Origin of the sequence: Sphingopyxis sp. GC21, assembly GCF_025727575.1 — a bacterium.
Taxonomy (GTDB): Bacteria; Pseudomonadota; Alphaproteobacteria; order Sphingomonadales; family Sphingomonadaceae; genus Sphingopyxis; species Sphingopyxis terrae_A.
This window is the reverse complement of sequence record NZ_CP095845.1, coordinates 2492051-2514107: the sequence shown is the minus strand read 5'-3', so window position 1 is coordinate 2514107 and position 22057 is coordinate 2492051. Positions and strand designations below refer to the sequence as shown.

Here is a 22057-nt window from a genome sequence, read left to right as displayed (position 1 = left end):
CGATAGGCGCCCGCGGCAAATTCAGCCCGTGGGATCGGAGCCTTCGCGCGCGGGCAGGGTGATCAGCAGGCTGGCGCCGGGCCGGCCGTCGTCGCGGTCGCGCGCCGAGATGGTGCCGCCATGCCCCTCGATGATCGTTCGCGCGATGGCGAGGCCCAGCCCGCTATGCTTGCCGAACGCTTCCCCCGACGGCCGTTCGCTGTGGAAACGGCGGAAAATTGCTTCACGCTGCGACGGTTCGATCCCCGGCCCGTCGTCATCGACCCGCACATGGACCTCGTCGCCCAGGCGGGTGGCGGCGATACAGACGAGGCCGCCAGCGGGCGAGAAGCTGATCGCATTGTCGATGACATTGTCGATCGCCCGCTCGATCCGATGGCCGTCGCCCATCACCGCAGTCGTCCCCTTGCGCGGCCGCGCAAAGGCGATGCGAGGTCGATCTTCGCTTTGGCTGTTGCGGGCGCAGCGCGCGGCGAGCATCGATTCGATCATCAGCCCGACATCGACGGGTTCAAAAGACGCGCGCGACAATTGCGCGTCGATCCGGCTTGCGTCGCTGATGTCGGTGACGAGGCGGTCGAGCCGGCGGACATCCTCGTCCGCGATGGCGAGCAACTGAGTGCGCTGCGCGTCGGACGTGACGCGCCCCAGCCCTTCGATCGCTGATCGCACCGATGCGATGGGATTTTTGAGCTCGTGCGTCACATCGGCGGCGAAATGTTCCCCCGCGTCGATGCGCTCGCGCAGCGCCTGCGTCATGTCGCTCAGCGCGCGCGCCAGCGTGCCGATCTCGTCGCGGCGGCTCGGAAGGCGGGGGACGACCACCTCGCGCGCGCGGCCCAGCCGGACGCGAACGGCCGCGCGTGCCAGCCGGCGCAGCGGGCGGACGATCGTGCGCGCCAGAAACAGCGACAGTAGGACCGATGCGATCACGACCATCGCGATGACGATCGCGAGGCGGAAGCGCTCGGCTCGCACCGTGCGTGTGATGTCGCGCGCGTTGAGCGTCATCAGCATCACCTCGGGCGTCTCCAGATCGACGACGCGGGTGGCACTGAGCAGCGGGGTGCGTTCGGGGGCATAGCGGAATCGCGCCTGCGCTTCGCCGCTGCGCAATGTCGCTTCGGCCTCGGGCCAGGCAGCGAGCGTGTCGTGCGCCGGTTCGGTATATTCGGGGTAGCTCGGCGCGCCGACGATCCAGTCGATGCCGCGGTCCATCGCGCGCGCCGCATCGCGCTGCCACGCCTGCAAATCGGGATCGCGCAGCGTATAGGTCGGCGGCCCATGATCGAAACTGTCGGACAGCTTGCGGCCATCGGCAGCATAGAAGCGCAGCCGCGATTCGGTTGTGCGCGTAAATTCGCCGATCAGCCGCGCACGCTGGTCGGGGCGCGCCGCCTCGAGCGCGCTGTCGAGCAGGCCGAGCTGGTCCTGCATTTCGGAAATGCGCGTATCGACGAGACGGGTGCGATAGGTATCGAGATAGAAGAATCCGCCCGCCAGCAGCGCGATCGCTAGGATGTTGACGGCCAGGATGCGCGTCGTGAGCGACCAGCGCGCCGACCAGACGAGCGGCGCTTCTTCCTGTTCGGCAATCGACGCGTCAGCCATCATCGGAGAAGCGATACCCCGCGCCATAGAGCGTCTCGATCGCGTCGAAGTCCGAATCGACCTCGCGGAACTTGCGGCGCAGGCGCTTGATGTGGCTGTCGATGGTGCGATCGTCGATATAGACATCATCCTGATAGGCCGCGTCGAGAAGCTGGTTGCGGCTGCGCACGATGCCCGGGCGGCTGGCGAGCGTCTCCAGAATCAGGAATTCGGTGACGGTCAGCGTCACATCCTTGCCGCCCCAGCTCACCTTGTGCCGGGCCGGGTCCATCGCGAGCCGGCCCCGCACGATCGGTTCGGCCGCAGGCTCGTCGTCCGCCGCCGCCGCATTGCGGTTGAGGTCGACGCGGCGCAGGATCGCGCGGATGCGGGCGATCAGCAGCCGCTGCGAAAAGGGTTTGGAGATATAGTCGTCGGCACCCATCGCGAGCCCCAGCGCCTCGTCGATCTCGTCGTCCTTGCTGGTCAGGAAGATCACCGGAAGCTGGCTTTTCTCGCGCAGGCGGCGCAGGAGCTCGAGCCCGTCCATGCGCGGCATCTTGACGTCGAAGACGGCCAGATCGGGCGGATTGTCGATGAGCGGCTTCAGCGCGGCTTCGCCGTCCGAATAGACGCGCGTGACGAAGCCTTCGGCCTGAAGCGCGATCGACAAGGATTGCAGGATGTTGCGGTCGTCGTCGACCAGCGCGATGGTTGCCGTCATGCTCTTTCCATTGGGCGGACCCGGCGCCGGACTAGCCGATCTGCCGGCCAGCGACAACTGCGCACGTCCCGCCCACGATTCACCTTTTAATCTTTTGACCTCGGCCTCGGCTATCGCTAACGCGGCCGGGATTTCGGAATCGGCGTGACGTCGGCACCCCATGTTCATGCGGGCCCATCGCTTTCGCATGGCATGTCCTGCATACCTATGCAAAGGTGCGCGCGGCGCAGAGGAAAGGCGAAGCAAATGACCAAGGTTGTGATCGGCACCGACACCGTCGAAACCAAAGCGAATGTGGCCGAAAACTGGGGCACCGCGCAGCTCGTCGAGGATGCCGTACGCAATGGCGAGGGCCTGCTCGCCAAGGACGGCCCGCTCGTCGTCGCAACCGGCAAGCACACCGGGCGCAGCGCCAAGGACAAGTTCATCGTCCAGGACGCCGAAACGGCAGACACCATTTGGTGGGGCAAGACCAATGTGCCGATGACGCCCGATCATTTCGCTGCCCTCAAGGCCGATTTCTTTGCCCATCTCGCGTCGCGCGACCGCGTCTATCGCCAGCAGCTGTTCGGCGGCTCGCAGCCCGAATATCGCGTCGGGGTGCAGGTCATCACCGAATTCGCCTGGCACAGCCAGTTTATCCGCACGCTGCTCTGCCGTCCGACGGCCGAGGAGTTGGCGTCCTTCGCGACCGAATACACTATCATCGACCTGCCGAGCTTCCGCGCCGATCCGGCGAAGCATGGTTCGCGCACTGAAACGGTGATCGCGGTCAATTTCTCCGAAAAGCTGATCCTGATCGGCGGCACGCAATATGCCGGCGAGATGAAGAAGTCGGTGTTCGGCATCCTCAACTATCTCCTCCCGGTGCAGGGTGTGATGCCGATGCATTGCTCGGCGAACATCGGCGCCGACGGCGATACGGCGGTTTTCTTCGGCCTGTCGGGCACCGGCAAGACGACGCTGTCGGCCGACGCCTCGCGCACGCTGATCGGCGACGATGAACATGGCTGGTCGGACACCGCGGTCTTCAACTTCGAAGGCGGCTGCTACGCCAAGATGATCCGCCTGTCGGCGGAGGCCGAACCCGAAATCTACGCGACGACGAAGCGTTTCGGCACGGTGCTCGAAAATGTGGTGATCGACCCCGCGACGCGCGAACTCGACCTCGACGACAACAGCCTCGCCGAAAACAGCCGCGGCTCCTATCCGATCGACTTCATCCCGAATGCGTCGGAAAAGAATATGGGCCCGGTGCCCAAGAATATCATCATGCTCACCGCAGATGCCTATGGCGTGCTGCCGCCGATCGCGAAGCTTACCCCCGATCAGGCGATGTATCACTTCCTGTCGGGCTATACCGCGCGCGTTGCGGGCACCGAAATCGGCGTGACCGAGCCCGAGGCGACCTTCTCGACCTGCTTCGGCGCGCCCTTCATGCCGCGTCATCCGTCGGTCTACGGCAATCTCCTCAAGGAGCGCATCGCCAAGGGCGGCGTCGAATGCTGGCTCGTCAACACCGGCTGGACCGGCGGCATGGCGACGATGGACGGGATCAGCCGCATGCCGATCAAGGCGACCCGCGCACTGCTCAACGCGGCGCTCGACGGCAGCCTGAACAATGCGGAATTCCGCAAGGATCCGAATTTCGGCTTCATGGTTCCGGTTGCGGTGCCCGGCGTCGATTCGGGCCTGCTCGATCCGCGCGAAGCCTGGGCCGACAAGGCGGCTTATGACCGCACGGCGCAAACGCTGGTGCAGCAATTCATCGACAATTTCGCGCAATTTGCGGACCATGTCGACGAGGGCGTCCGTAACGCCGCACCGCAGGCCGCCGTCGCGGCCTGATTGACCCGGAAACTTCCGGGTGCTCATTCACCCGGAAGGACTGGACCCATGGCCACCGACTTTACCCCGCGCCTGTTCGAGCGCGATGCCGATATTCGCGCGATCGGTGCAGGCCTGCTCGCCTGCACCCTGCCGCGCGAGGCGTGGACGCACGAGGCGCATCTGGCGGCGTGCCTCTGGTTGCTGAGCGAGCGCCCCGACATCGACGTCGATGCCGAAATTGCGCCGATCATCCGCCGCTTCAACGAAAGCGTGGGCGGCGTGAACGACGACACGCAGGGCTATCACGACAGCATCACCCGCGCCTATGTCGCGGGGGTGCGGCTGTTCCTCGCTGAAACGGCGGAGACGGGCCTGACCAGCCGCGTCAATGCGTTGCTGCGATCGCCCATGGGCGCGCGCGACTGGCCGCTGCGCTTCTACAGCCGCGACCTGCTCTTTTCGGTGCCGGCGCGGCGCGGGTTCGTCCCGCCGGACCTCGCGCCGCTGCCTGCGCCGTGATAGCGTCGGTTCCGACTCGAAGCGAAGGAGCGCAGCCATGAGCATCTTGGACAATATTCTCGGACAGATTTCCGGAAACGACACGGTGGCCAACCTTGCCGCCAAGGTCGGTCTGTCGCCCGAGCATGTCGAAACGGCGATTGCCGCGCTCGCCAAGCATCACCCGATGCAGGGTGACACCGCCGAAGGCGCTGCCGCGACCACCGGCCTGCCGCTCGACAAGTTGCAGGAGATCATCGGCCAGATTGGCGGAGAAGGCTCGCTCGGTCGCTTTGCGCAGATGGTCCAGCAGGACGGCGGCGCCGGCATTCTCGGTGCGCTCGACCGCGATCGCGACGGCAACCCGCTCAACGACCTGGGCGGCATCGCAGGCTCGCTGTTCGGGAAGAAATAGGCGAACCCGTCAGGTCCGCCTACCGTCGGCGATAGCGTCAGCGAAGGATCGCCTTGCCTTTTTCCGGGCACTATCCCTTCGTTTCCGCGATATATTCGTCGACATTTTTCGCGAGAACGTCGAGCGGCACATTACCGCCGAGCACGACGGTGTCGTCGAAATCGCGCAGGTCATACTTCGCACCGAGCGCGGTCTGTGCGCGGCCGCGCTGGCGGACGATTTCGCTGTGGCCGACTTTGTAGCCGCAGGCCTGCCCGACCCAGCTGCAATAGCGATCGACTTCGCTCGCGACCTCCAGCGGGTTCGATCCATTGCGTTCGACGAAGAAGCGCACGCCCTCCTCGCGCGTCCAGCGCTTCGCGTGGATCCCCGTATCGACGACGAGGCGGCAGGCGCGAAAGGCGATCGACTGAAGATAGCCGAGCCGTCCGACCTCGAAATCGTCGTAAAGCCCCAGCTCGTCGGCAAGCTGCTCGGCATAGAGCGCCCAGCCCTCGGAATAGGCGTTGAAGGCGAGCATCGAGCGGATCAGCGGCATCTTGTTGGCATATTCGCCCTGCCAGGCATGGCCCGGGATCGCCTCGTGCATCGCGAGGTCGGGGAGCGAATATTTGCTGTGCAGATCGGTCGTGCGCAGGTTGATCCAGAAGCGGCCGGGGATCGATCCGTCGATCGATCCGGCACCGCCATAGGCCGCGGGCGCGCCAGGTTCTTCGGCGAGCGGCAGGCGCTTCACCTCGACATTGCCCTTCATCATCGTGCGGAAGGCGCGCGGCAGCTGGGCGCGAATCTTGTTCAGCCAGCTCTGGATATAGGCGACGATCTCGGCCCGGCCCTGGTCATTGTCGGGGAATTTGAAGCGCGGGTCTTTCGCCAGAGCGTTCATCCGGTCGCCGACGGACCCTTGCGTATAACCGAGCTTCTGAAGGATCGGGTCCATCCGCCCGTGCAGCTCTTCGAGCTGCTCCAGACCCATTTTGTGAACCTCATCGGGGGTCATCCGCGTCGTGGTCGATGCGCGCAGCGCCCAGGCATAGAATTCGTCGCCGTGCGGACGCGCCCACATGCCCGCGTCCATCGTCGCCTTTGGCTGCTGCGCCTTGAGTTCGGCAAGCTGGCGTTCGAGCGCCGGTACCACCGTCTCGCGCGTGATCGTCTCGGCGCGCGGACCCCAGTTCCCCGCAATATTCTGTTCGCGCGTCCGGGACGCGAGGCTCTCGACCAGCCCGCCGCCTTCGCGGGCGTCGGCAAGGCTCGCCTCCAACTGCTTGACCGCCTTGTCGATCAGGAAGACCGGGGCGATGAGGCCTTGGGCGGCGGCAGCCTTGAGCCGTTCGGTTTCGCCGTCGAGCGCGGCGGGATAGGCGGCGAGGCGGGCAAGATAGGCCTCGGCGTCGGCGCTGGTCTTGACCGGATGGTCGCTGTCGAGAAATTTCGGCACGTCGAGATAGGCGCCGACATTCTGGATGACGACATAGGGCGTGTTGCGCCAACCGCCCACCGCGACATCGCCATAGGGCTGCGCGAAGCCGGCGAGCGCGACGTCATAGGCGCTGTCGACGACCGCAAGGCTGGTCCGTGTCGCATGGTCGAGCCCTGCCGTGTCGAAGGCGCGAACGCGCGCCAGATCGGCCTTCAGCGTCGCCGCCAGAGCCTGCTGCCCCGCCGCCGATCGATCGCCGAGCTGCGCCCGCATCGCGGCGCGCGCGCCGGTATCGATGCCGAGCGAGGTAGCACCTTCGGGCGAATGGGCGAGGAGATTGTCGGCGATCGAGGTCAGCAGTGCGTCGGCGCCCGCCGCGCCATCGCCGCTGACCGCGGACGCGAAGGCGCGGGCCGGAGCAGCCAAGGCCAGCCCCGCGGCCCCGGCGCCTAGGGTAGCAATCGTCTGACGGCGGCTGACGGGCGTGGCAAAGGCTTCGGGCATTCGGCGGCTCCCCTGGATATTCTCGTTTCTGAAGAAATCATTTGGAGCCGCTGCGGCCCCGGGTCAATCGAAAGGGGCCGGAAACGCACCCCGTGCGCCCGGCCCCGGTCGAAAATTATCGGCGCTTTGTCAGTCGGTCAGGTCGGCTGGAACCTTGCCGCCGTTCGCCGCAAGTTCGCGCATCACGGCCTTGTGCAACCAGATATTCATTTCGGCGCTGCCGTTGAGTTCGCCGGTATAGCCCAGTTCCTGCGCCAGCTCCTTGCGATTGGCGAGGCTCGAATCGATGTCGAGCAGCTTCATCAGGTCGACGATCGAAGTGCGCCAGTTGAGCGGCTGTGCCACTTTGGCGGCTTCGGTGGCGAGGATCGCCTCGACATCGACTTCGCTGATCGGGGCAGTGGGCGCCGCGGCCGCGGCCGGGCCAGCGGGTACCTCGGCGGGGGCTGCCGGTGTCGCTGGAGCGGGGGTAGCGACTTCGGCCTTCTTTCCGAAGATCGCGTCTTTTATCTTGCTGAAAATGCTCATGTTCATGCTCCCACTTTGGTCCGGCGCTTCGGACGAAGCGCGCCAGACTCATTTATGCGGCGGGTGGATGACAGGAGAATGAACCGCTCCCCCTCGGTGCCCGCGCTGCTATACCAACCCCCATCGGCTGAGTTCGATCCCGCGCCGCGGTGGGAGAATTTGCATGAATCTCACCGACATTCTGCAGCCGGTCGGCGGCATCAAATGGCGATGGTACGCGTGCTGGGGCTAGCGCCGGAACGCCGGGGTCAGAGCCCGAACGGCCCTGACACGACGTGCCTGTCGCCTCAGCTATAGGGCGGTGCGTCCTCGAACTCCCCGAACGCTGGATAGTCATTGGAGACGCTGGCGGTGAAGTTGGGCGCGCGCTTTTCGAGGAAGCTGGTCACGCCTTCCGCTGCATCGGGGCTGCGGCCGCGGGCGAAGATCACGCGGCTGTCCCAGCGGTGGGCGCTCATCGGGTGCGGGGCGCCGAGCATCCGCCACATCATGTGCCGCGTCAGCGCGACCGATACCGGAGCGCTGTCGCCGGTCAGCTCGCGCGCCTTGGCGATCGCAGCGTCGACCAGCTCGCCTTGCGTATGGACCGACTGGACCAGCCCCTTTTCATGCGCTTCGGCGGCGGGGATCAGCCGGCCCGAATAGCACCAGTCGAGCGCGGTCTGGATGCCGACGAGGCGCGGCAGGAACCAGCTCGATGCCGCTTCGGGGACGATGCCGCGGCGCGCGAAGACGAAGCCGTAGCGGGCATTGTCGCTCGCCAGCCGGGCATCCATCGACAGCGTCATCGTCGCGCCGATGCCGACTGCGGCGCCATTGATGGCGCCGAGGACGGGCTTTTTCGCTTCGAATATGCGCATCGACACGCGGCCGCCGCCATCTCGGATCAGCGGGTGCGACCAGTTGATCGTGCCGTCTTCGCCGATCGGGCTGGCCGGGGTGCCGTCGGGCAGCAGCGCCTGCTTGTCGGCGCGCTTGTCATAATCGAAGGTCGCGGCGCCCGCGCCCAGATCGGCGCCTGCGCAATAGGCCTTTTCGCCGTGACCGGTGAAGATCACCGCGCGGACGCCATCATCGGCATCGCATTCGTCGAGCGCGGTAATGATTTCCTGCATCATCTCGCCGGTGAAGGCGTTCATGCGGTCGGGGCGATAGAGGGTCAGCAGCGCGATACCCTCATGCTTGTCGAGACGAATCTGTTCGAAACCCATGGCTCTCTCCCTTGCTTCGCCCCAGCGTCGCAAGCGCGGCGTGCGAGTGCAAGCATAAGTTTACGTGGACGTAAGCGTAAAGATGCGGTTTTAGGCTTGGCCGGCCCGCGACACGGACGGGTGACGCGCCGTCACTTTGCCGCTATAGGGCCGCCATCGCCCCGGCGCCGCGGCTCTGTCTGAGTCGCTTTCGCCGGGGTCATTCTTTTGGTTCCGGCAGAAAGTGTTTGCGCCATGGCCCGTCGCCGCCAGATCTACGAAGGCAAAGCGAAAATCCTTTACGAAGGCCCCGAACCGGGCACGCTGATCCAGTATTTCAAGGATGATGCGACCGCGTTCAACGCGCAAAAGCGCGGCACGATCAACGGCAAGGGCGTGCTCAACAACCGGATTTCGGAGCATGTCTTCACGCTGCTCGGCAATATCGGCGTGCCGACGCACTTCATCCGCCGCCTCAACATGCGCGAACAACTGATCCGTCAAGTCGAGATCGTCCCGATCGAGGTGATCGTGCGCAATGTCGCGGCGGGCACGCTGTCGAAGCGCCTCGGGCTGGAGGAAGGAACACCGCTGCCGCGCACGCTGATCGAATATTGCTACAAGGACGATGCGCTTGGCGATCCGCTGGTCGCCGAAGAACATATCGCCTGCTTCAACTGGTGCAGCCAGGACGAACTGCACGACATTCAGGACATGGCGATCCGCATCAATGATTTCATGAGCGGCATGTTCGCGGCGGTCGGCATCCGCCTCGTCGACTTCAAGCTCGAATTCGGACGGCTCTACGACGGCGATTACAGCCGCATCATCCTGGCCGACGAAATCAGCCCCGACGGCTGCCGCCTGTGGGACATGAACACCAATGAAAAGCTCGACAAGGATCGCTTCCGCCGCGACCTCGGCGGCGAAGTCGAAGCCTATCAGGAAGTTGCGCGGCGCCTTGGCCTGATGCCCGAAGGCGGCGACAATGCGGTGCTCGACCTCGAAACGCACCGCAAGAAGAAGGGCAGCTAAGGCCGCCCCGACTCCGCGCGCGCCTGAGCGTTTACAGCGGCACCATAGCGAAAAGCCGAGGGCGACGCGGCAATCCAGAGCGCGCGTAAACCGCTCTGGATTGCTTCACCCGGCCTTGCCGGGCTCGCCATGACGAAGTTTTGTCGTTGACGCTGCCTCAGATATTGATGCTCGTCGGAATTAGGCTGGGTTGCAGATAGGGATAGGGCTGCCGCCGCTGCGCGTTCCGCGCGGCGATCGCGGTTTCGACATTGGCCAGCGCCCCCTTGAACCACGCGAGCGGCCCCTCGGGCGCGGTGACGCGCGGGTCCTGGAACCAGGGCGGGTAGGGGAAGCTGTTGCTGCGATAGTCGCCGAGCGGGCGGTAATGCACCGAACCCAGGAGTTCGAGCACGTTGAGCTGTTCGAGCGCCAGCGCCATCGGTGGCATCATCGCGAGCCAGCCCGGCTTGTCCAGTCCGCGCTCGCGGTCGGGTGCCGCCTGCCACGCCGCACCGGTGACGGCGGGCGCAAAGGCCATGATGTCCTTTTGCGGGAAATTCACCGCGGCATGCTGCGCGCTCGCGGTGAACATCACCATCGTGCAGACATCGGCAAGCTGGTCGCGCGTTGCGATCGGGCCGAAGCCGCTGATCCGCGCTTCGCCGGCCAGGCTGTCGGCCCAGGCGGCGAGTTCGGTGTCGCCGACAACCGCGTTATCGTCGGTATAATAGAGCCAGACATATTGGCGCGCCCATTCGCGGATCGCATTCCACACCAGCAGCGCGTCGTCGCGATAAGGATAGTCGGCGAGCGTCGATCCGGTCCCGACGCCGCGTGCGGCCAGATCGGCTGGCAGCATCTTGCCGTAAAAGTCGAAGGCCAGTCGGTCGTCGGCCGCCGCGGCCTGGCTCGATGCGATGGTGCCTGCGAAAATATGGTCGATCGGCCCGTTCGCGGCGATCAGCGAGGTCGCGGCCTGATCGTTGATGAACAGCGTCCCTTCGAAATGCGGAACGAGCAGCGCCCATAGCGGATGCGCCTGGGCCAGATGGCGGTGCGTGGCGACCGCGAAAGCCTCGATCACCAGATGAGTGCGCGCCAGATGCGTGAAGAGTTCGTGATAATTGCCGTCGGCGACCTGAACGACCAGCTTCGCCATCTCCCAGCCCCATTGCGCATCGGCGGCGGCCGAGGGCGTGAAGATCGGATGCAGCGCGGGATCCTGCCCGCACTGGATCGCGACCGGAACGAGTGCCGATCCGCCCGGCGGCACCGCGAACAGCGCAATCGGCTGCCAGACATATTTGGCAAGGCTGCCGTAGGTGCCCGGCGTCAGCACTGCGAGTTCGGCATAGTCGAGCAGGAACAGCCGGCGCTCGGCAAGCGCGGCGTCCAGCGTGTCGCCATTGACCACCGCGGCATAGCGCGCGGGGCTGAGCGGGAAATTGGTCGGGAGCGCGTCGCCCGCCGCGGCGATCAGCATATTGTTCGGTCCCTGAACGCGCAGCCGCGCGAAACAGGCATCGTCCTGAAAATCATAGGCGACACCGGGAACGGGCAGCGTCCGGAACAGGGCGCGATAAGCGTCGAGGCTGCGCGGCGCGCTGCTGCCGAGGCCCGCCACTTCGGCCGCGCTGACTTTGATCAGCGCTTCGATCCGCTGGCGATGCGCCTCCAGCTTCGCAAGCTGCGTGTCGGCCTCGACCGCGGCCACGACATGTTCGACCTCGTCGACGAAATGGCCGAGGAGCGACGTGCCATCCTTCATCGCATGGCCCGCCGCGATGCGCGCGGTCGACAGCTCGATCGCGTCGCATTCGGCCAGCGCGGCTTCATAGGTGCTGCGCGGCGTATCGAGTTCGCCCTTGTCGACGCCGTCCAGCTTCCCCGCGAGTGCATTGCGCACGATCGCCAGCCCGACGCCGATCAGGATCGCGAACCAGGCGATCGTCGGCATATCCTGTTTGGGCACATCGGTCGCGAGCGGAACGCCGGGAAGCGACGGCTCGTCGGTCGTCCACATATAGACCTGCCGCGTCGCAGCGAGTTGCGCGGCGCGCGCGGCCTGCTCCGCCGGCGTGTCCTGCTGCGGCAGACTGGGTGCGGCGGGCGGAAGGATTGCGCCGTCGATCTGGCTGGGGGCGGTGAAATCGGGCGAAGGGAAGGACATGCGAAAGCTCCTGCGACATGAACGCGGCGCGAGGGATCGCAGAACATGGTTAATTTTTGGCATGCCGCAGGGAGGGGGCGGCCCGGTTAGGGCGATGAAAAACAATCCTTCCTTTGTTTAACGCATGCTTTACTCCCGCTTGATACCCAGCCGGAATGACGGGGGTTATAGCATGGATGCGGCGGCGCTTTTTTCCGCCATTGCCGGACGCGATCCGGGACGATGTCGCGATTCTGCGCGCCAATCGTATCGAGACGCTGACCCCGATGCTTTTTCTGATGCTCGCGGCGACGACGCCGACCGCCATCTATGGCGGCATGCCGAGCGTCCATCCGATCATCCGGATCGGCTTTCCGGTCGTTCTGGCGGCGGTGTGCCTGCTCGGCTTCGCTGCGCAGATGCATTATCGTGGCCGGCGCATGAGCCCGCGGCGCGCGCGGCGGGTGATCGTCGAGGCAGCGTGGGTGTCGGGCACGATGGGCGCGATGTGCAGCAGCTGGACGGTGGTCAACTGGCTCGCCGCGCCGCCCGAAAATCACAGCTATTATGCGATGATCATGGCGATGGGGTCGCTGGCGACCGCCTATTGCCTGTCATCGACGCGCTTTGCAGCGCTGCTCAATCTGGGCATCGGGATGGTGCCGATCGCCTATCTGATGCTGACCTCCGGCCACGCGCCCGAGATTGCGGCGGGCACCAGCCTGGTCGTCGCGACGATGTTCCTGGTGCGCATGATCCTTCAGCAGCATGGCCAGCTTGTCGACCTGCTGGAATTGCAGCGGCAGATGCGCGATCTGGCGCATAGCGACGCGCTGACCGGGCTGCCCAACCGGCGTGCGTTCGACCTGAGGCTGGAGGAAGAAATCGCGCGCGCGGCGGATGGCGAGATATTCGCGATCGCGCTGCTCGATCTCGACGGCTTCAAGCCGGTGAACGACCGGCACGGCCATGCCGCCGGCGATCAATTGCTGTGCGAAGTCGCGGCGCGGCTGCGCCGGGCGTGCGGCGATCATGCGCTGGTCGCGCGGCAGGGGGGTGACGAATTCGCCATTCTGGTGCCGCGCCGTTCACCGCTGCTTGCCACCGCGCTTGCCGATCATCTGCTCGCCGCGCTCGTCGCGCCCTACCGCATTGGCGGCCAGCCATTGCGCGTCGGCGCGAGCGTCGGCGTCGCCAACTGGCCCGGCGACGGTGGCAGCGCGCGCCGGCTTTTCGACACCGCCGACCGCGCCCTCTATGCAGCAAAGGCGGCTGGTCGACCCGACATGTCGCCGGTCGAAAGCATCGGCATCGCAAGCTGATGCGGGCTTGACCGCCCCATATGGGGCGGTCAGACCGGTCGCCATGAAGCGGACCATTTTCTGGCGCATCTCGACCGCGCTCTCGCCCCTTGCCCTTATCGCCGTCAGCATATCGCCGGTTCTCGCGAAACCCGCCGCCGCCCCCGCCGCAGCGCAGGTCGTTCCGGTCAATCCGCAGACCGCCGCGGCCAAGGCCTGGAATTTCGCGGCCAGCGATGTGCCCGTCGATTCAAATATCGTCTTCGGCGTTCTTCCCAACGGGATGAAATATGCGCTGTTGAAGAACAGCACCCCGAAGGACAGCGTCGTCCTGCGCATGCGTTTCGACGTCGGCAGCTTTGCCGAAGCCGAGGATCAGCGCGGGCTGGCGCATTTCATCGAGCATATGGCGTTCAACGGCTCGACCCATGTGCCCGAGGGTGAGATGATCAAGCTGCTCGAAAGGAAGGGGCTGGCCTTTGGGGCCGATACCAACGCCTCGACCGGCTTCGATCAGACGGTCTACCAGCTCGATCTGCCCAACGCGTCGGACGATCTGATCGACACCGGGCTGATGCTGATGCGGGAAACCGCGAGCGAACTGACGATCGACCCCGCCGCGGTCGACCGCGAACGCGGTGTCATCCTGTCGGAGCGCCGCGCGCGGGATACCTATCAGCTGCGCAACATCGTCGATCAGCTCGGTTTCCAGATGAAGGGGATGACGGTCGCGAACCGGATGCCGATCGGTACCGAAGAGGTGATCCGTACCGCCCCCGCATCGCGCCTGCGCGACCTTTACGATCGCTATTACCGGCCCGAACGGGCGACGCTGGTGATGGTCGGCGATTTCGATCCCGCCGCGGTCGAGGCGAAGATCAAGGCGCGCTTCGCCGATTGGCAGGGCCGCGGACCGGCTGGTGCCGATCCCGACATCGGCACGCTCGATTTCAAGCGCCCCGCCGCCGCCGAATCTTTCGTCGATCCGGCGATCCAGGATTCGGTGACGATCGCCAGCTTCAAACCCTGGGTGCAGCAAGCCGACACCAAGGCGAAGCGCGCGCGCAAGCTAGCCGAAGATATCGGCGAAGCGATCCTGAGCCGCCGGCTAGCCAAGATTGCGCTCGACGAGAATTCTCCGATCCTCGCGGGCTATTTCAGTGAAGCCGACGGGTGGAAGGTCTTCGATCAGGTTACGGTCGGGGCGATCGCCAAGGAAGGGGCGTGGACGGAGGCACTCGGCCTGATCGAGCGCGAGCTGCGCCGCGCCGTCCAGTTCGGCTTCACCCAGGCCGAGGTCAACGAACAGATCGCCAATCGGCGCACCGCGCTCAAGAATGCCGTCGCCGGCGTGACGACCCGGCGGAGCGACGCGCTCGCCGATGTGCTGGTCGACGCGTCCGACGGCGATTATGTCGTCGTGCGTCCCGAAACCTCGCAGGCGCTGTTCGATGCCGTCGCGCCGCAGCTGTCGGCCGATGCGGTGAGTGCGGCCTTCCGCAATCGGATGGAGGGCTTCAGCCCGCCGCTCGCGCGCGTCACTGCCAAGACGCCCGTCGAGGGCGGCGACAAGGCGATCCTTGCCGCGCTCGACACGGCGCGCGCGGTCGCGGTGACGCCCCCGGCGCAGGCACGGAGCGCGGCCTTTGCCTATGACAATTTCGGCACGCCCGGCACGGTCGTCAGCGATGATCGCATCGACGACCTCGGCATCCGGCGCATCCGCTTCGCCAACAATGTGATGCTCAACATCAAGAAGACCGATTTCCAGAAGGACAAGGTCTATCTGTCGGTGCGCGTCGACGGGGGGACGCTGCTCGCGACGCGCGACGACCCGACCAAGGTCGCGCTTGCGGGATCGATCAGCCTCGGCGGGCTCGAGGCGCATAGCCTCGACGATCTGCGCACCATTTTTGCGGGCAAGACGGTCAGCCCCAGCTTCGGCGTCGATACCGATGCCTTTGGGGGCAAAGCGGTCACCTCGCCCGACGATTTCGCGGCGCAGGCCGAACTGATGGCGGCTTATCTGACGCACCCCGGCTACCGCGCCGACGGGCTCGCGCTGATCCGTCGCTATCTGCCGCAGCAATATGCCGCCAACGATGCGACGCCGGGCGCGGTGATGGCGCGCGACAGCGGCGGCATCCTTGCCAACGGTGACCCGCGCGAGGAAACGCCGCCGCTTGCGACGATGATGGCACTCGACTGGAGCAAATTGAAAGCGGCGGTCGCCGACAGTTTCGAGCATGGCGCGATCGAGATCGGCGTCGTCGGCGATATCGACGAACAGGCGGCGATCGACGCGATCGCGGCAACCTTCGGCGCTCTGCCCGAACGCCGCGCGGCGTTCGATCCGCACAGCGACGCGCGCAAGCGCGACTATCCGGTCGACCACAGCGAGCGCACGCTGATCCACAAGGGGCCGGCCGACCAGGCCGAACTGCGCGTCTATTGGCCGGCGCGCGACGACAGCGACCTGACCGAGGCGATGCGCCTCAACCTGCTGTCGCGCGTGATGCAGCTCATGCTCACCGACGAACTGCGCGAAAAGCTGGGCGAAACCTACAGCCCGTCGGCGGGAGCCAGCCTGTCGGACGAATATCCGGGCTATGGCTGGCTCGTCGCCGCAAGCAATGTCGACTACAAGGATTTGGCGACGACGCGCGCCGCGATCTTCGCGATCGCCAAGGAATTGCGCGACAAACCCGTCGATGCCGACACGCTCGACCGCGCGCGCAAGCCGCTGGTCGAGGCGATGACCAAGGCGCGGCGCGAAAATGCCTATTGGCTGGCCTATGTCGCCGAGGCGACGAGCCGCGCCGACCGGCTCGACCGCAGCCGCAACGGCATCGCGGCAGTCGAGGCTGCGACGCCGGCCGAGCTTGAAGCGCTCGCCAAGCGCTATCTTGTCGACGACAAGGCGCTGGTGATCCGGGCGATCAGCGACAAGGCCGGAAAATAGCGGGACGCGCGGCCGGCCCGACGGGGCGGCCGCGGCCCGGTTCTATTTCTTGAGCCCGATTTCGCGGAGCCGTTCCTGCAGATATTCGTCGGCGGTGATCGGCGTCGGATACAGGTTCGGATGCTCGGCATCGATGCAATTATCCAGCGTCACGATCGGATAGTCCGAACGGAAGTGCAGGAAGAAGGGCATCGAATAGCGCGCAACGCTGGCGCGGCCGGAGTCGGGATTGCGCACGCGGTGCGTGGTCGAGGGCAGGCGGTTGTTGGTCAGCCGTTGCAACATGTCGCCGACATTGACCGCCATGGCGCCCGCAGGCGGCGATACCGGAAGCCAACTCCCATCCTTGTCGAGGATTTCGAGGCCCGCTTCTTCGGCACCGAGCAGCAGGGTAATCGTATTGATATCTTCGTGCGCCTCGGCGCGGATGCCCTTCGCCGGGCCTTCGACGGGCGGGTAATGCAGCAGGCGCATCACGCTGTTGCCGTCCTTCACCGTGTCGTCGAAGAAATCGGGTGCGAGGCCAAGGTAGCGCGCGATCCCGGAGAGCAGCTTGCCGCCGATGCGGTCGAATTCGGCGAACAGCCGGTCATAGGTTTCGCGAAAGCCCGCGACTTCGGCCGGCCAGACATTGTTCGGCTGTTGCGCGGCGAGCGGGTGGCCGGCGGGCAGGTCGCGGCCCACGTGCCAGAATTCCTTGAGGTCGACTTCCTTCGCACCCTTCGCGATTTCGGTGCCGAAGGGGGTGTAGCCGCGCGCGCCGCCGCCGCCCGCGATATGATAGGCCCGCTTCACCGCCTCGGGCAGCGCGAAAAATTCCTTCGCCTTCGCCCAGGCATCGTCGATCAGCGCCGGGTCGATGCCGTGGTCGGTAATCATCGCGAACCCGAAGCGTTCGAACGATCCGCCGAAATCCTGGGCGAAGCGATCGTCGGGCAGCGACATGGAAATAACGGGAACGGCTGCGGTCATAAGGGGTGTGTCCATTTGTTGGTGCTGTGGCGCGCCATGCCGGTCCCGCCGGGGCGCGTCTTTGACATGAATCAGGATTTAGGCGGGTCGGCGCGGTTGCGAAAGAGGAAAAGGATGCTTTCGCGTCGGCGCGCGCTGGGCTAGGCCCGCGCCATGGGCAAGCAATATTGGCTGATGAAATCCGAACCCGACGTCTATGGCTGGGACGACCTGGTCAAGGACGGCACGGGGATGTGGGACGGCGTGCGCAACCACAGCGCCAAGCTGAACATGATGGCGATGAAGGTCGGCGACGAGGCGCTGTTCTATCACAGCAATATCGGCAAGGAATGCGTGGGGATCATGCGCATTACCGAGGAAAGCGCGCCCGATCCGACCGCCGAGGAAGGATCGCCGTGGGTCATCGTGCGCGTCGCGCCCGTGCGCCCGCTCGCGCATCCGGTGACGCTGGCGGCGATCAAGGCCGACCCCAAGCTTGCCGACATGGACCTTATCCGCCTGTCGCGCCTGTCGGTCGGGCGCGTGACGCCCGACGAGTGGAAGCATATATTGGAAAAGTCGGAGAAGCCGGAAGCTTAGCGCAGTTTCGACTGCATGTGCGCCGCCACCGAGGGGTGGAGCGGGTAGACGAATTCGCAGCCGAAGCTGTTGCCGTCGGCGCGCCGGATCACCGCTTCGAGCGGCTGCAGGCCCGGCAGGTTGACCCATATCTGCTTGCCGATCTGCGGCCGCGAAAAGGTGATCATGCGAAAGCCCGTCGACGACAGGTCGAACAGTTCGACGTCGAATGGGTTGAAGCCCGCTTCGCGATAGCGCGCGCGCCCGCGGACGGTGGCGCGTTCGGCGCGGCGCGCTTGCGGCGAAAGCTCTTCGGTGTCGGTCGTGCAGGCGTTGGCCACTGTATTCAATCCCACTGGTCGGATTATCGATTCGCATTTTTAGCGCCGCGCTGGTGAACGCAAAGTCGACGGAATTGGTGAAAATCGCCTATACCATGGGGTCTTCGGCCAGCGTCATCTCCTGCCCCGGAAAGGGACGGACGAGGCTGGCCGCGTCGCGCCAGTCGGCGGTCAGCCAGCGCGCATAATCGCCGGGGCGGAGGATGACCGGCATCGCTTGCGCGCCGTGATGGCTAAGCAGGCGGTTCGGTTCGACGGTCAGGATCGCGAAGCTCGGCCAATCCTCGCCCTGGCGATGGATGCCGGCAAAGGCGAAGACCGGCTGGTCGGCGGGCGCGGCCCACAGCTGTTGCCGCGCGCCGGCCGTCCCCGACCACAGGGCGAAACGGGTCGCGGGGATCAGGCAGCGCAGTTCGGGATGACGCAGCGTGCCGATCCAGAAGGGGCTCGAAAGGTTGCGCACCGTCGTCACCGGCTGGTCGCCGCGCGGCGGCGGCGGGACGCCCCACAGCTTGGGGCGCAGCCACGGGCGGCTCTGCGCGCTTCCGTCGCCGACGACCACCGGCGCCGGGCGTCCGGGGGTGACATAGCCGCGGGCCCAGGGATCGCGCCCTGAATCGGCACCGATCGCCTGCGCGGCGATTTCGGCGGTCACGTCGAGGCGATAGAGGTGCATGCGCGCCCGGCCCTAGTCGGTCGATCGCACGCGTCCGCGCATCGATTTGACCGCGCTGCGCGCCTTTTTGCCGTCGACGCGGCGCGCCCTGGCCGCCTTGCTCGGCTTTGTCTTGATCCGCTTTTCAGGCCGAACCAGCGCCGCATCGACGAGCTCGTTCAGCCGCGCGCGCGCATCGGCGCGGTTGGCTTCCTGGGTGCGATAGCTGCGCGCGAGAATCACGAGTTCTCCCGCCGCCGTCATCCGGCTTCCCGCGAGCGTCTTGAGCCGGCGGTAGGCGTCGGGCGGGAGGCCGAGAGCGAACACATCGACGCGAAGCTGGCACGCGGTCGCGACCTTGTTGACATTCTGGCCGCCCGGCCCGGTGCCGGCTAGGAATTTTTCCGAAATCGCGGCTTCGGGAATGTCAGCCACGGGTCGGGGCGGCGCCTTCGGGTGGCGAAAAGCCGAGCGCGGCGAAGCGCGCGGGGAAGGGGGCTTCGGCAATTATTGACGGCTTGACGTCACGTTTTACCACCAACCGCTCGGCGTGGAGCAGGGTGCGGTCCTTGCCGCGGCCGTTGCCGTACACGGGATCGCCGGCGATCGGCAGACCCAGCCCCTCGAGCGCATGGACGCGAAGCTGATGGGTGCGGCCGGTTTCGGGACGGAAACGCAGCAGCGCCCGCCCGTCGACGACGGCAAGCTTTTCCCAGTGCGATACCGATGGCTTGCCATTCGGATCGACAACCATGCGCCAGCCGGTCTCCGCGGTCGACGTCTTCGCGAGGGGCAGGTCGATGGTGCCGCCATCGCCATCAGGCACGCCGTCGATGATCGCGAGATATTGTTTTTCGACCTCGCGCCCCTCGAAAGCGCGGGTGAAACGGCCGTGCGCCTTGGGATTGCGCGCGAGCAGCAGGCAACCCGAGGTGTCACGGTCGAGCCGGTGAACGGCGAGCGGCCAGCGCTTGAAGCCAAAGCGCAGGCCGTCGAGATGGTTTTCGAGGCTGAGGCTGCCGTCGCGCGGCGGATCGACGGGCAGGCCTTCGGGCTTGTCGACGACAAGCGCCTCGCCATCGAGGAAGAGAATATGGTCGGAAAGAAGCATCTCCCGCCTATAGGCGGGCCGCCCCTTCGCCGAAAGCGTAAACGTCCATCGCCAGCAGGCCATAGGTCGTGCTGGCATGGAGCCGTGCGGCGTGCAGGCCGTCCGCTGCCGTACCCGCACCCATCGCGACGAACAAGGGCAGGATATGATCCATCGTCGGATGGTTGTCGCGGCCATGCGGCGCGCGTTCTACAGCGTGCAGCACCTCGTCGACGGCGTCCGCCGCCATATGTCCGGCCACCCAGTCGGTGAAGCCGGTGACCCATGCGGGCGCGGGTGCGTCGATCGGCAGGCGCGCCGAAAAAAGTGCGCGAAGATTGTGCGTGATGCTGCCCGAACCGATCAGCAATACGCCCTCATCGCGAAGCGGCGCGAGTGCACGGCCCAGCGCATAATGCCATTCGGGCGGCGCATGCGAGGCGATCGAAAGCTGGACCACCGGAATATCGGCCTTGGGATAGACCAGCGACAGGGGCACCCAGGCCCCATGATCGAGCCCGCGGTCGGGATCGGCGGCGACGGCGAGGCGATGAGCGGCGAGCAGGTCCACGACCCGCTGCGCAAGCGCCGGATCGCCCGGTGCGGGATAGCGCATGTCGAACAGCGCTTGGGGGAAATTGCCGAAATCATGGATCGTCGGCGGCGCGGGCGAGGCGGTGACCGTCGCCTGGCCGCCCTCGAACCGTGCATCGTGATGCGCCGAGACGACCAGGATCGCGCGCGGACGCGGCAAGCGGGCGCCCAGCCCGGCGAGGAAGTCCCGCGCCGGGCTGGGCTCGAGCGCCATCATCGGCGAGCCGTGGGAGAGGAAGAGGCTCGGCAGACGGCGCATCGGGGTCAGGCCGCGAGCTTCGCCGCGGTTTTCGCGACGCGTTCGCCCAGATAGCGGGCACCGCCGAGATCGGCTTCGCTCGGCTGGCGCGATCCGTCGCCATCGGCGAGCGTCGTCGCACCATAGGGGGCACCGCCCTTGACTTCATCGACGCCCATCTGCCCGGCATAACCATAGTCCAGTCCGACGATCGTCATGCCGAAGTGGAGGAGGTTGGTCAGGATGCTGAACAGCGTGGTTTCCTGTCCGCCATGCTGCGACGCGGTCGAGGTGAAGGCCGCGCCGACCTTGCCGGTAAGCAGACCCTGCGCCCAGACGCCGCCGGCGGTGTCCCAGAAGCTCGCCATCTGGCTGGCCATGCGGCCGAAGCGGGTCGGCGAACCGACGACGATCGCGTCATAGTCGGCAAGCTGCTTGGGATCACCGAGCAGCGGATGCGCGGTGTCGGTCTTGAAGCCGGCGGCCTTCACCACCGCCTCGGGCGCGGTTTCGGCGACGCGGCGAATATCGACCTCGGCGCCCGCGGCGCGCGCGCCTTCGGCGACGGCGTCGGCCATCTGCTCGATATGTCCATAGCTCGAATAATAGAGCACCAAAATCTTTGCCATCTTCGGTTTCCTTTCAGTCGGGAGGGGAAGGGGTGGGCCGCCGCCGCAAGGGAGGGGGATGGCAGGCGGCGGCCCGAGGGGGTGGGATCAGAGGCTGTCGACCAGCACCAGTTCGGCATCGTCGAGCGCTTCGACCTCGATCGTTCCGACATCGCGGATCGCGATGCCGTCGCGCGGATCGGCATCCTGTCCGTTGATGCGGATTCGGCCCTTGGCGGCGACCAGATAGGCGTTGCGGCCAGCGCCCAGATCATAGGCGACGCGGCTACCCGCGGTCACGGTCGCGGCCGCGACCCGGGCATCGGCGCGGATCGGCAGCGCGTCGTCGTCACCCTCGATCCCGCTGGCCAACGTCACGAAGCGTCCCGAACGGTCGGCCTGCGGAAATTCGCGCTGGCCCCAGCCGGGATTGCCGCCATCGCGATCGGGGATGATCCAGATCTGGAACAGCGTGGTTTCCTCGTCCTCGAGGTTGAATTCGCTGTGCGTCACCCCGGTGCCGGCGCTCATCACCTGGACATCGCCGGCCGCGGTGCGGCCGCTGTTGCCCATGCTGTCGCGGTGGCTGATCGCACCGGTGCGGACATAGGTGATGATTTCCATATCGCGGTGCGGGTGCGGCGGGAAGCCGGCCTGCGCCGCGATGGCATCGTCGTTCCAGACGCGCAGCGCACCCCAGCCCATGCGGTCGGGATCGTGATAGCCGGCGAAGGAAAAATGGTGGCGGGCGTCGAGCCAGCCGTGATTGGCGTGGCCCAGCGTGTCGAACTTGCGAACGTCGATCATCGGGCATCTCCTTTCTGGCCGCCATCCCGGACATCGGGGGCGGCGTGTTGAGGCCAAGATAGG

General features: G+C 66.0%; 21 protein-coding genes. 7 read left to right on the top strand and 14 right to left on the bottom strand.

Annotated elements, in window-relative coordinates; translation table 11 throughout:
- Nucleotides 1–21: 21 nt before the first annotated feature.
- Both MU856_RS12110 and MU856_RS12105 read right to left on the bottom strand, forming a co-directional pair.
- Nucleotides 22–1614: an ATP-binding protein gene (locus MU856_RS12110; protein ID WP_409372276.1), complete on the bottom strand. Its 1593-nt coding sequence runs from the start codon at nucleotides 1612–1614 to the stop codon at nucleotides 22–24.
- Complete coding sequence (locus tag MU856_RS12105; RefSeq protein WP_062900631.1) at nucleotides 1604–2314, bottom strand: response regulator transcription factor; 711 nt, start codon at nucleotides 2312–2314, stop codon at nucleotides 1604–1606. Before MU856_RS12105 ends, MU856_RS12110 begins: the two co-directional genes overlap by 11 nt.
- A 246-nt stretch (nucleotides 2315–2560) precedes the next feature.
- On the opposite strand from MU856_RS12105, the gene MU856_RS12100 reads away from it, so the two are divergent.
- Genes MU856_RS12100 through MU856_RS12090 form a run of 3 tightly spaced genes read left to right on the top strand, consistent with a single transcriptional unit; the run spans nucleotide 2561 to nucleotide 5057 of the window.
- Nucleotides 2561–4162: a phosphoenolpyruvate carboxykinase gene (locus MU856_RS12100; RefSeq protein ID WP_062900630.1), complete on the top strand. Its 1602-nt coding sequence runs from the start codon at nucleotides 2561–2563 to the stop codon at nucleotides 4160–4162.
- Nucleotides 4163–4210: 48 nt separating this feature from the next.
- Complete coding sequence (locus MU856_RS12095; RefSeq protein WP_062900629.1) at nucleotides 4211–4663, top strand: hypothetical protein; 453 nt, start codon at nucleotides 4211–4213, stop codon at nucleotides 4661–4663.
- Between the two features lie 37 nt (nucleotides 4664–4700).
- A complete protein-coding gene (locus MU856_RS12090; protein WP_217372640.1) occupies nucleotides 4701–5057 on the top strand; it encodes a hypothetical protein in 357 nt (118 codons plus the stop codon).
- 70 nt (nucleotides 5058–5127) lie between these two features.
- On the opposite strand, the gene MU856_RS12085 is transcribed toward MU856_RS12090, so the two are convergent.
- The 3 genes from MU856_RS12085 to MU856_RS12075 form a co-directional block, all read right to left on the bottom strand.
- Complete coding sequence (locus MU856_RS12085) at nucleotides 5128–6984, bottom strand: DUF885 domain-containing protein (RefSeq protein ID WP_217372639.1); 1857 nt, start codon at nucleotides 6982–6984, stop codon at nucleotides 5128–5130.
- Between the two features lie 129 nt (nucleotides 6985–7113).
- Nucleotides 7114–7512: a DUF3597 domain-containing protein gene (locus MU856_RS12080; RefSeq protein ID WP_186402625.1), complete on the bottom strand. Its 399-nt coding sequence runs from the start codon at nucleotides 7510–7512 to the stop codon at nucleotides 7114–7116.
- Between the two features lie 287 nt (nucleotides 7513–7799).
- Entirely contained in the window at nucleotides 7800–8723 is a 924-nt protein-coding gene (locus MU856_RS12075; RefSeq protein WP_062900626.1) for a crotonase/enoyl-CoA hydratase family protein, read from the bottom strand.
- Nucleotides 8724–8957: 234 nt separating this feature from the next.
- Between MU856_RS12075 and purC the strand changes: the two genes are divergently transcribed.
- Nucleotides 8958–9737 (top strand): phosphoribosylaminoimidazolesuccinocarboxamide synthase, encoded by a 780-nt coding sequence (gene purC, locus MU856_RS12070; protein ID WP_003040316.1) that lies wholly within the window; start codon nucleotides 8958–8960, stop codon nucleotides 9735–9737.
- A 157-nt stretch (nucleotides 9738–9894) separates the two neighbouring features.
- Here purC and MU856_RS12065 read toward each other — a convergent pair whose 3' ends face one another.
- Nucleotides 9895–11889, bottom strand: coding sequence for a lipoxygenase family protein (locus tag MU856_RS12065; RefSeq protein WP_263587672.1), 1995 nt, complete (start codon nucleotides 11887–11889; stop codon nucleotides 9895–9897).
- 155 nt (nucleotides 11890–12044) lie between these two features.
- On the opposite strand from MU856_RS12065, the gene MU856_RS12060 reads away from it, so the two are divergent.
- A complete protein-coding gene (locus tag MU856_RS12060; RefSeq protein WP_260834059.1) occupies nucleotides 12045–13190 on the top strand; it encodes a GGDEF domain-containing protein in 1146 nt (381 codons plus the stop codon).
- Between the two features lie 43 nt (nucleotides 13191–13233).
- A complete protein-coding gene (locus MU856_RS12055) occupies nucleotides 13234–16131 on the top strand; it encodes a M16 family metallopeptidase (RefSeq protein ID WP_263587671.1) in 2898 nt (965 codons plus the stop codon).
- Between the two features lie 42 nt (nucleotides 16132–16173).
- Here MU856_RS12055 and MU856_RS12050 read toward each other — a convergent pair whose 3' ends face one another.
- On the bottom strand, nucleotides 16174–17103 hold the full coding sequence (locus MU856_RS12050; RefSeq protein ID WP_186402629.1) for an isopenicillin N synthase family dioxygenase: 930 nt from the start codon (nucleotides 17101–17103) through the stop codon (nucleotides 16174–16176).
- Between the two features lie 153 nt (nucleotides 17104–17256).
- On the opposite strand from MU856_RS12050, the gene MU856_RS12045 reads away from it, so the two are divergent.
- The gene (locus MU856_RS12045) at nucleotides 17257–17682 is read left to right on the top strand and encodes an EVE domain-containing protein (RefSeq protein ID WP_003040303.1); all 426 of its coding nucleotides are present in this window, start codon (nucleotides 17257–17259) and stop codon (nucleotides 17680–17682) included.
- Here MU856_RS12045 and MU856_RS12040 read toward each other — a convergent pair.
- The 7 genes from MU856_RS12040 to MU856_RS12010 form a co-directional block, all read right to left on the bottom strand.
- Nucleotides 17679–18017, bottom strand: coding sequence for a PilZ domain-containing protein (locus tag MU856_RS12040; protein WP_263587670.1), 339 nt, complete (start codon nucleotides 18015–18017; stop codon nucleotides 17679–17681). The genes MU856_RS12045 and MU856_RS12040 overlap by 4 nt on opposite strands.
- A gap of 73 nt (nucleotides 18018–18090) precedes the next feature.
- Complete coding sequence (locus MU856_RS12035) at nucleotides 18091–18678, bottom strand: SOS response-associated peptidase family protein (protein ID WP_062900620.1); 588 nt, start codon at nucleotides 18676–18678, stop codon at nucleotides 18091–18093.
- 12 nt (nucleotides 18679–18690) lie between these two features.
- Nucleotides 18691–19092 (bottom strand): alternative ribosome rescue aminoacyl-tRNA hydrolase ArfB, encoded by a 402-nt coding sequence (gene arfB / locus MU856_RS12030; RefSeq protein WP_003040293.1) that lies wholly within the window; start codon nucleotides 19090–19092, stop codon nucleotides 18691–18693.
- Nucleotides 19085–19768: an RluA family pseudouridine synthase gene (locus MU856_RS12025; protein WP_062900619.1), complete on the bottom strand. Its 684-nt coding sequence runs from the start codon at nucleotides 19766–19768 to the stop codon at nucleotides 19085–19087. The genes arfB and MU856_RS12025 overlap by 8 nt, the downstream gene beginning before the upstream one ends.
- 7 nt (nucleotides 19769–19775) lie before the next feature.
- Nucleotides 19776–20600, bottom strand: coding sequence for a DODA-type extradiol aromatic ring-opening family dioxygenase (locus tag MU856_RS12020; RefSeq protein ID WP_062900618.1), 825 nt, complete (start codon nucleotides 20598–20600; stop codon nucleotides 19776–19778).
- Between the two features lie 5 nt (nucleotides 20601–20605).
- The gene (gene wrbA / locus MU856_RS12015; RefSeq protein WP_058812593.1) at nucleotides 20606–21208 is read right to left on the bottom strand and encodes an NAD(P)H:quinone oxidoreductase; all 603 of its coding nucleotides are present in this window, start codon (nucleotides 21206–21208) and stop codon (nucleotides 20606–20608) included.
- Between the two features lie 87 nt (nucleotides 21209–21295).
- Nucleotides 21296–21994, bottom strand: a complete 699-nt coding sequence (locus MU856_RS12010; RefSeq protein WP_263587669.1) for a pirin family protein — start codon at nucleotides 21992–21994, stop codon at nucleotides 21296–21298.
- Between the last annotated feature and the right edge of the window lie 63 nt (nucleotides 21995–22057).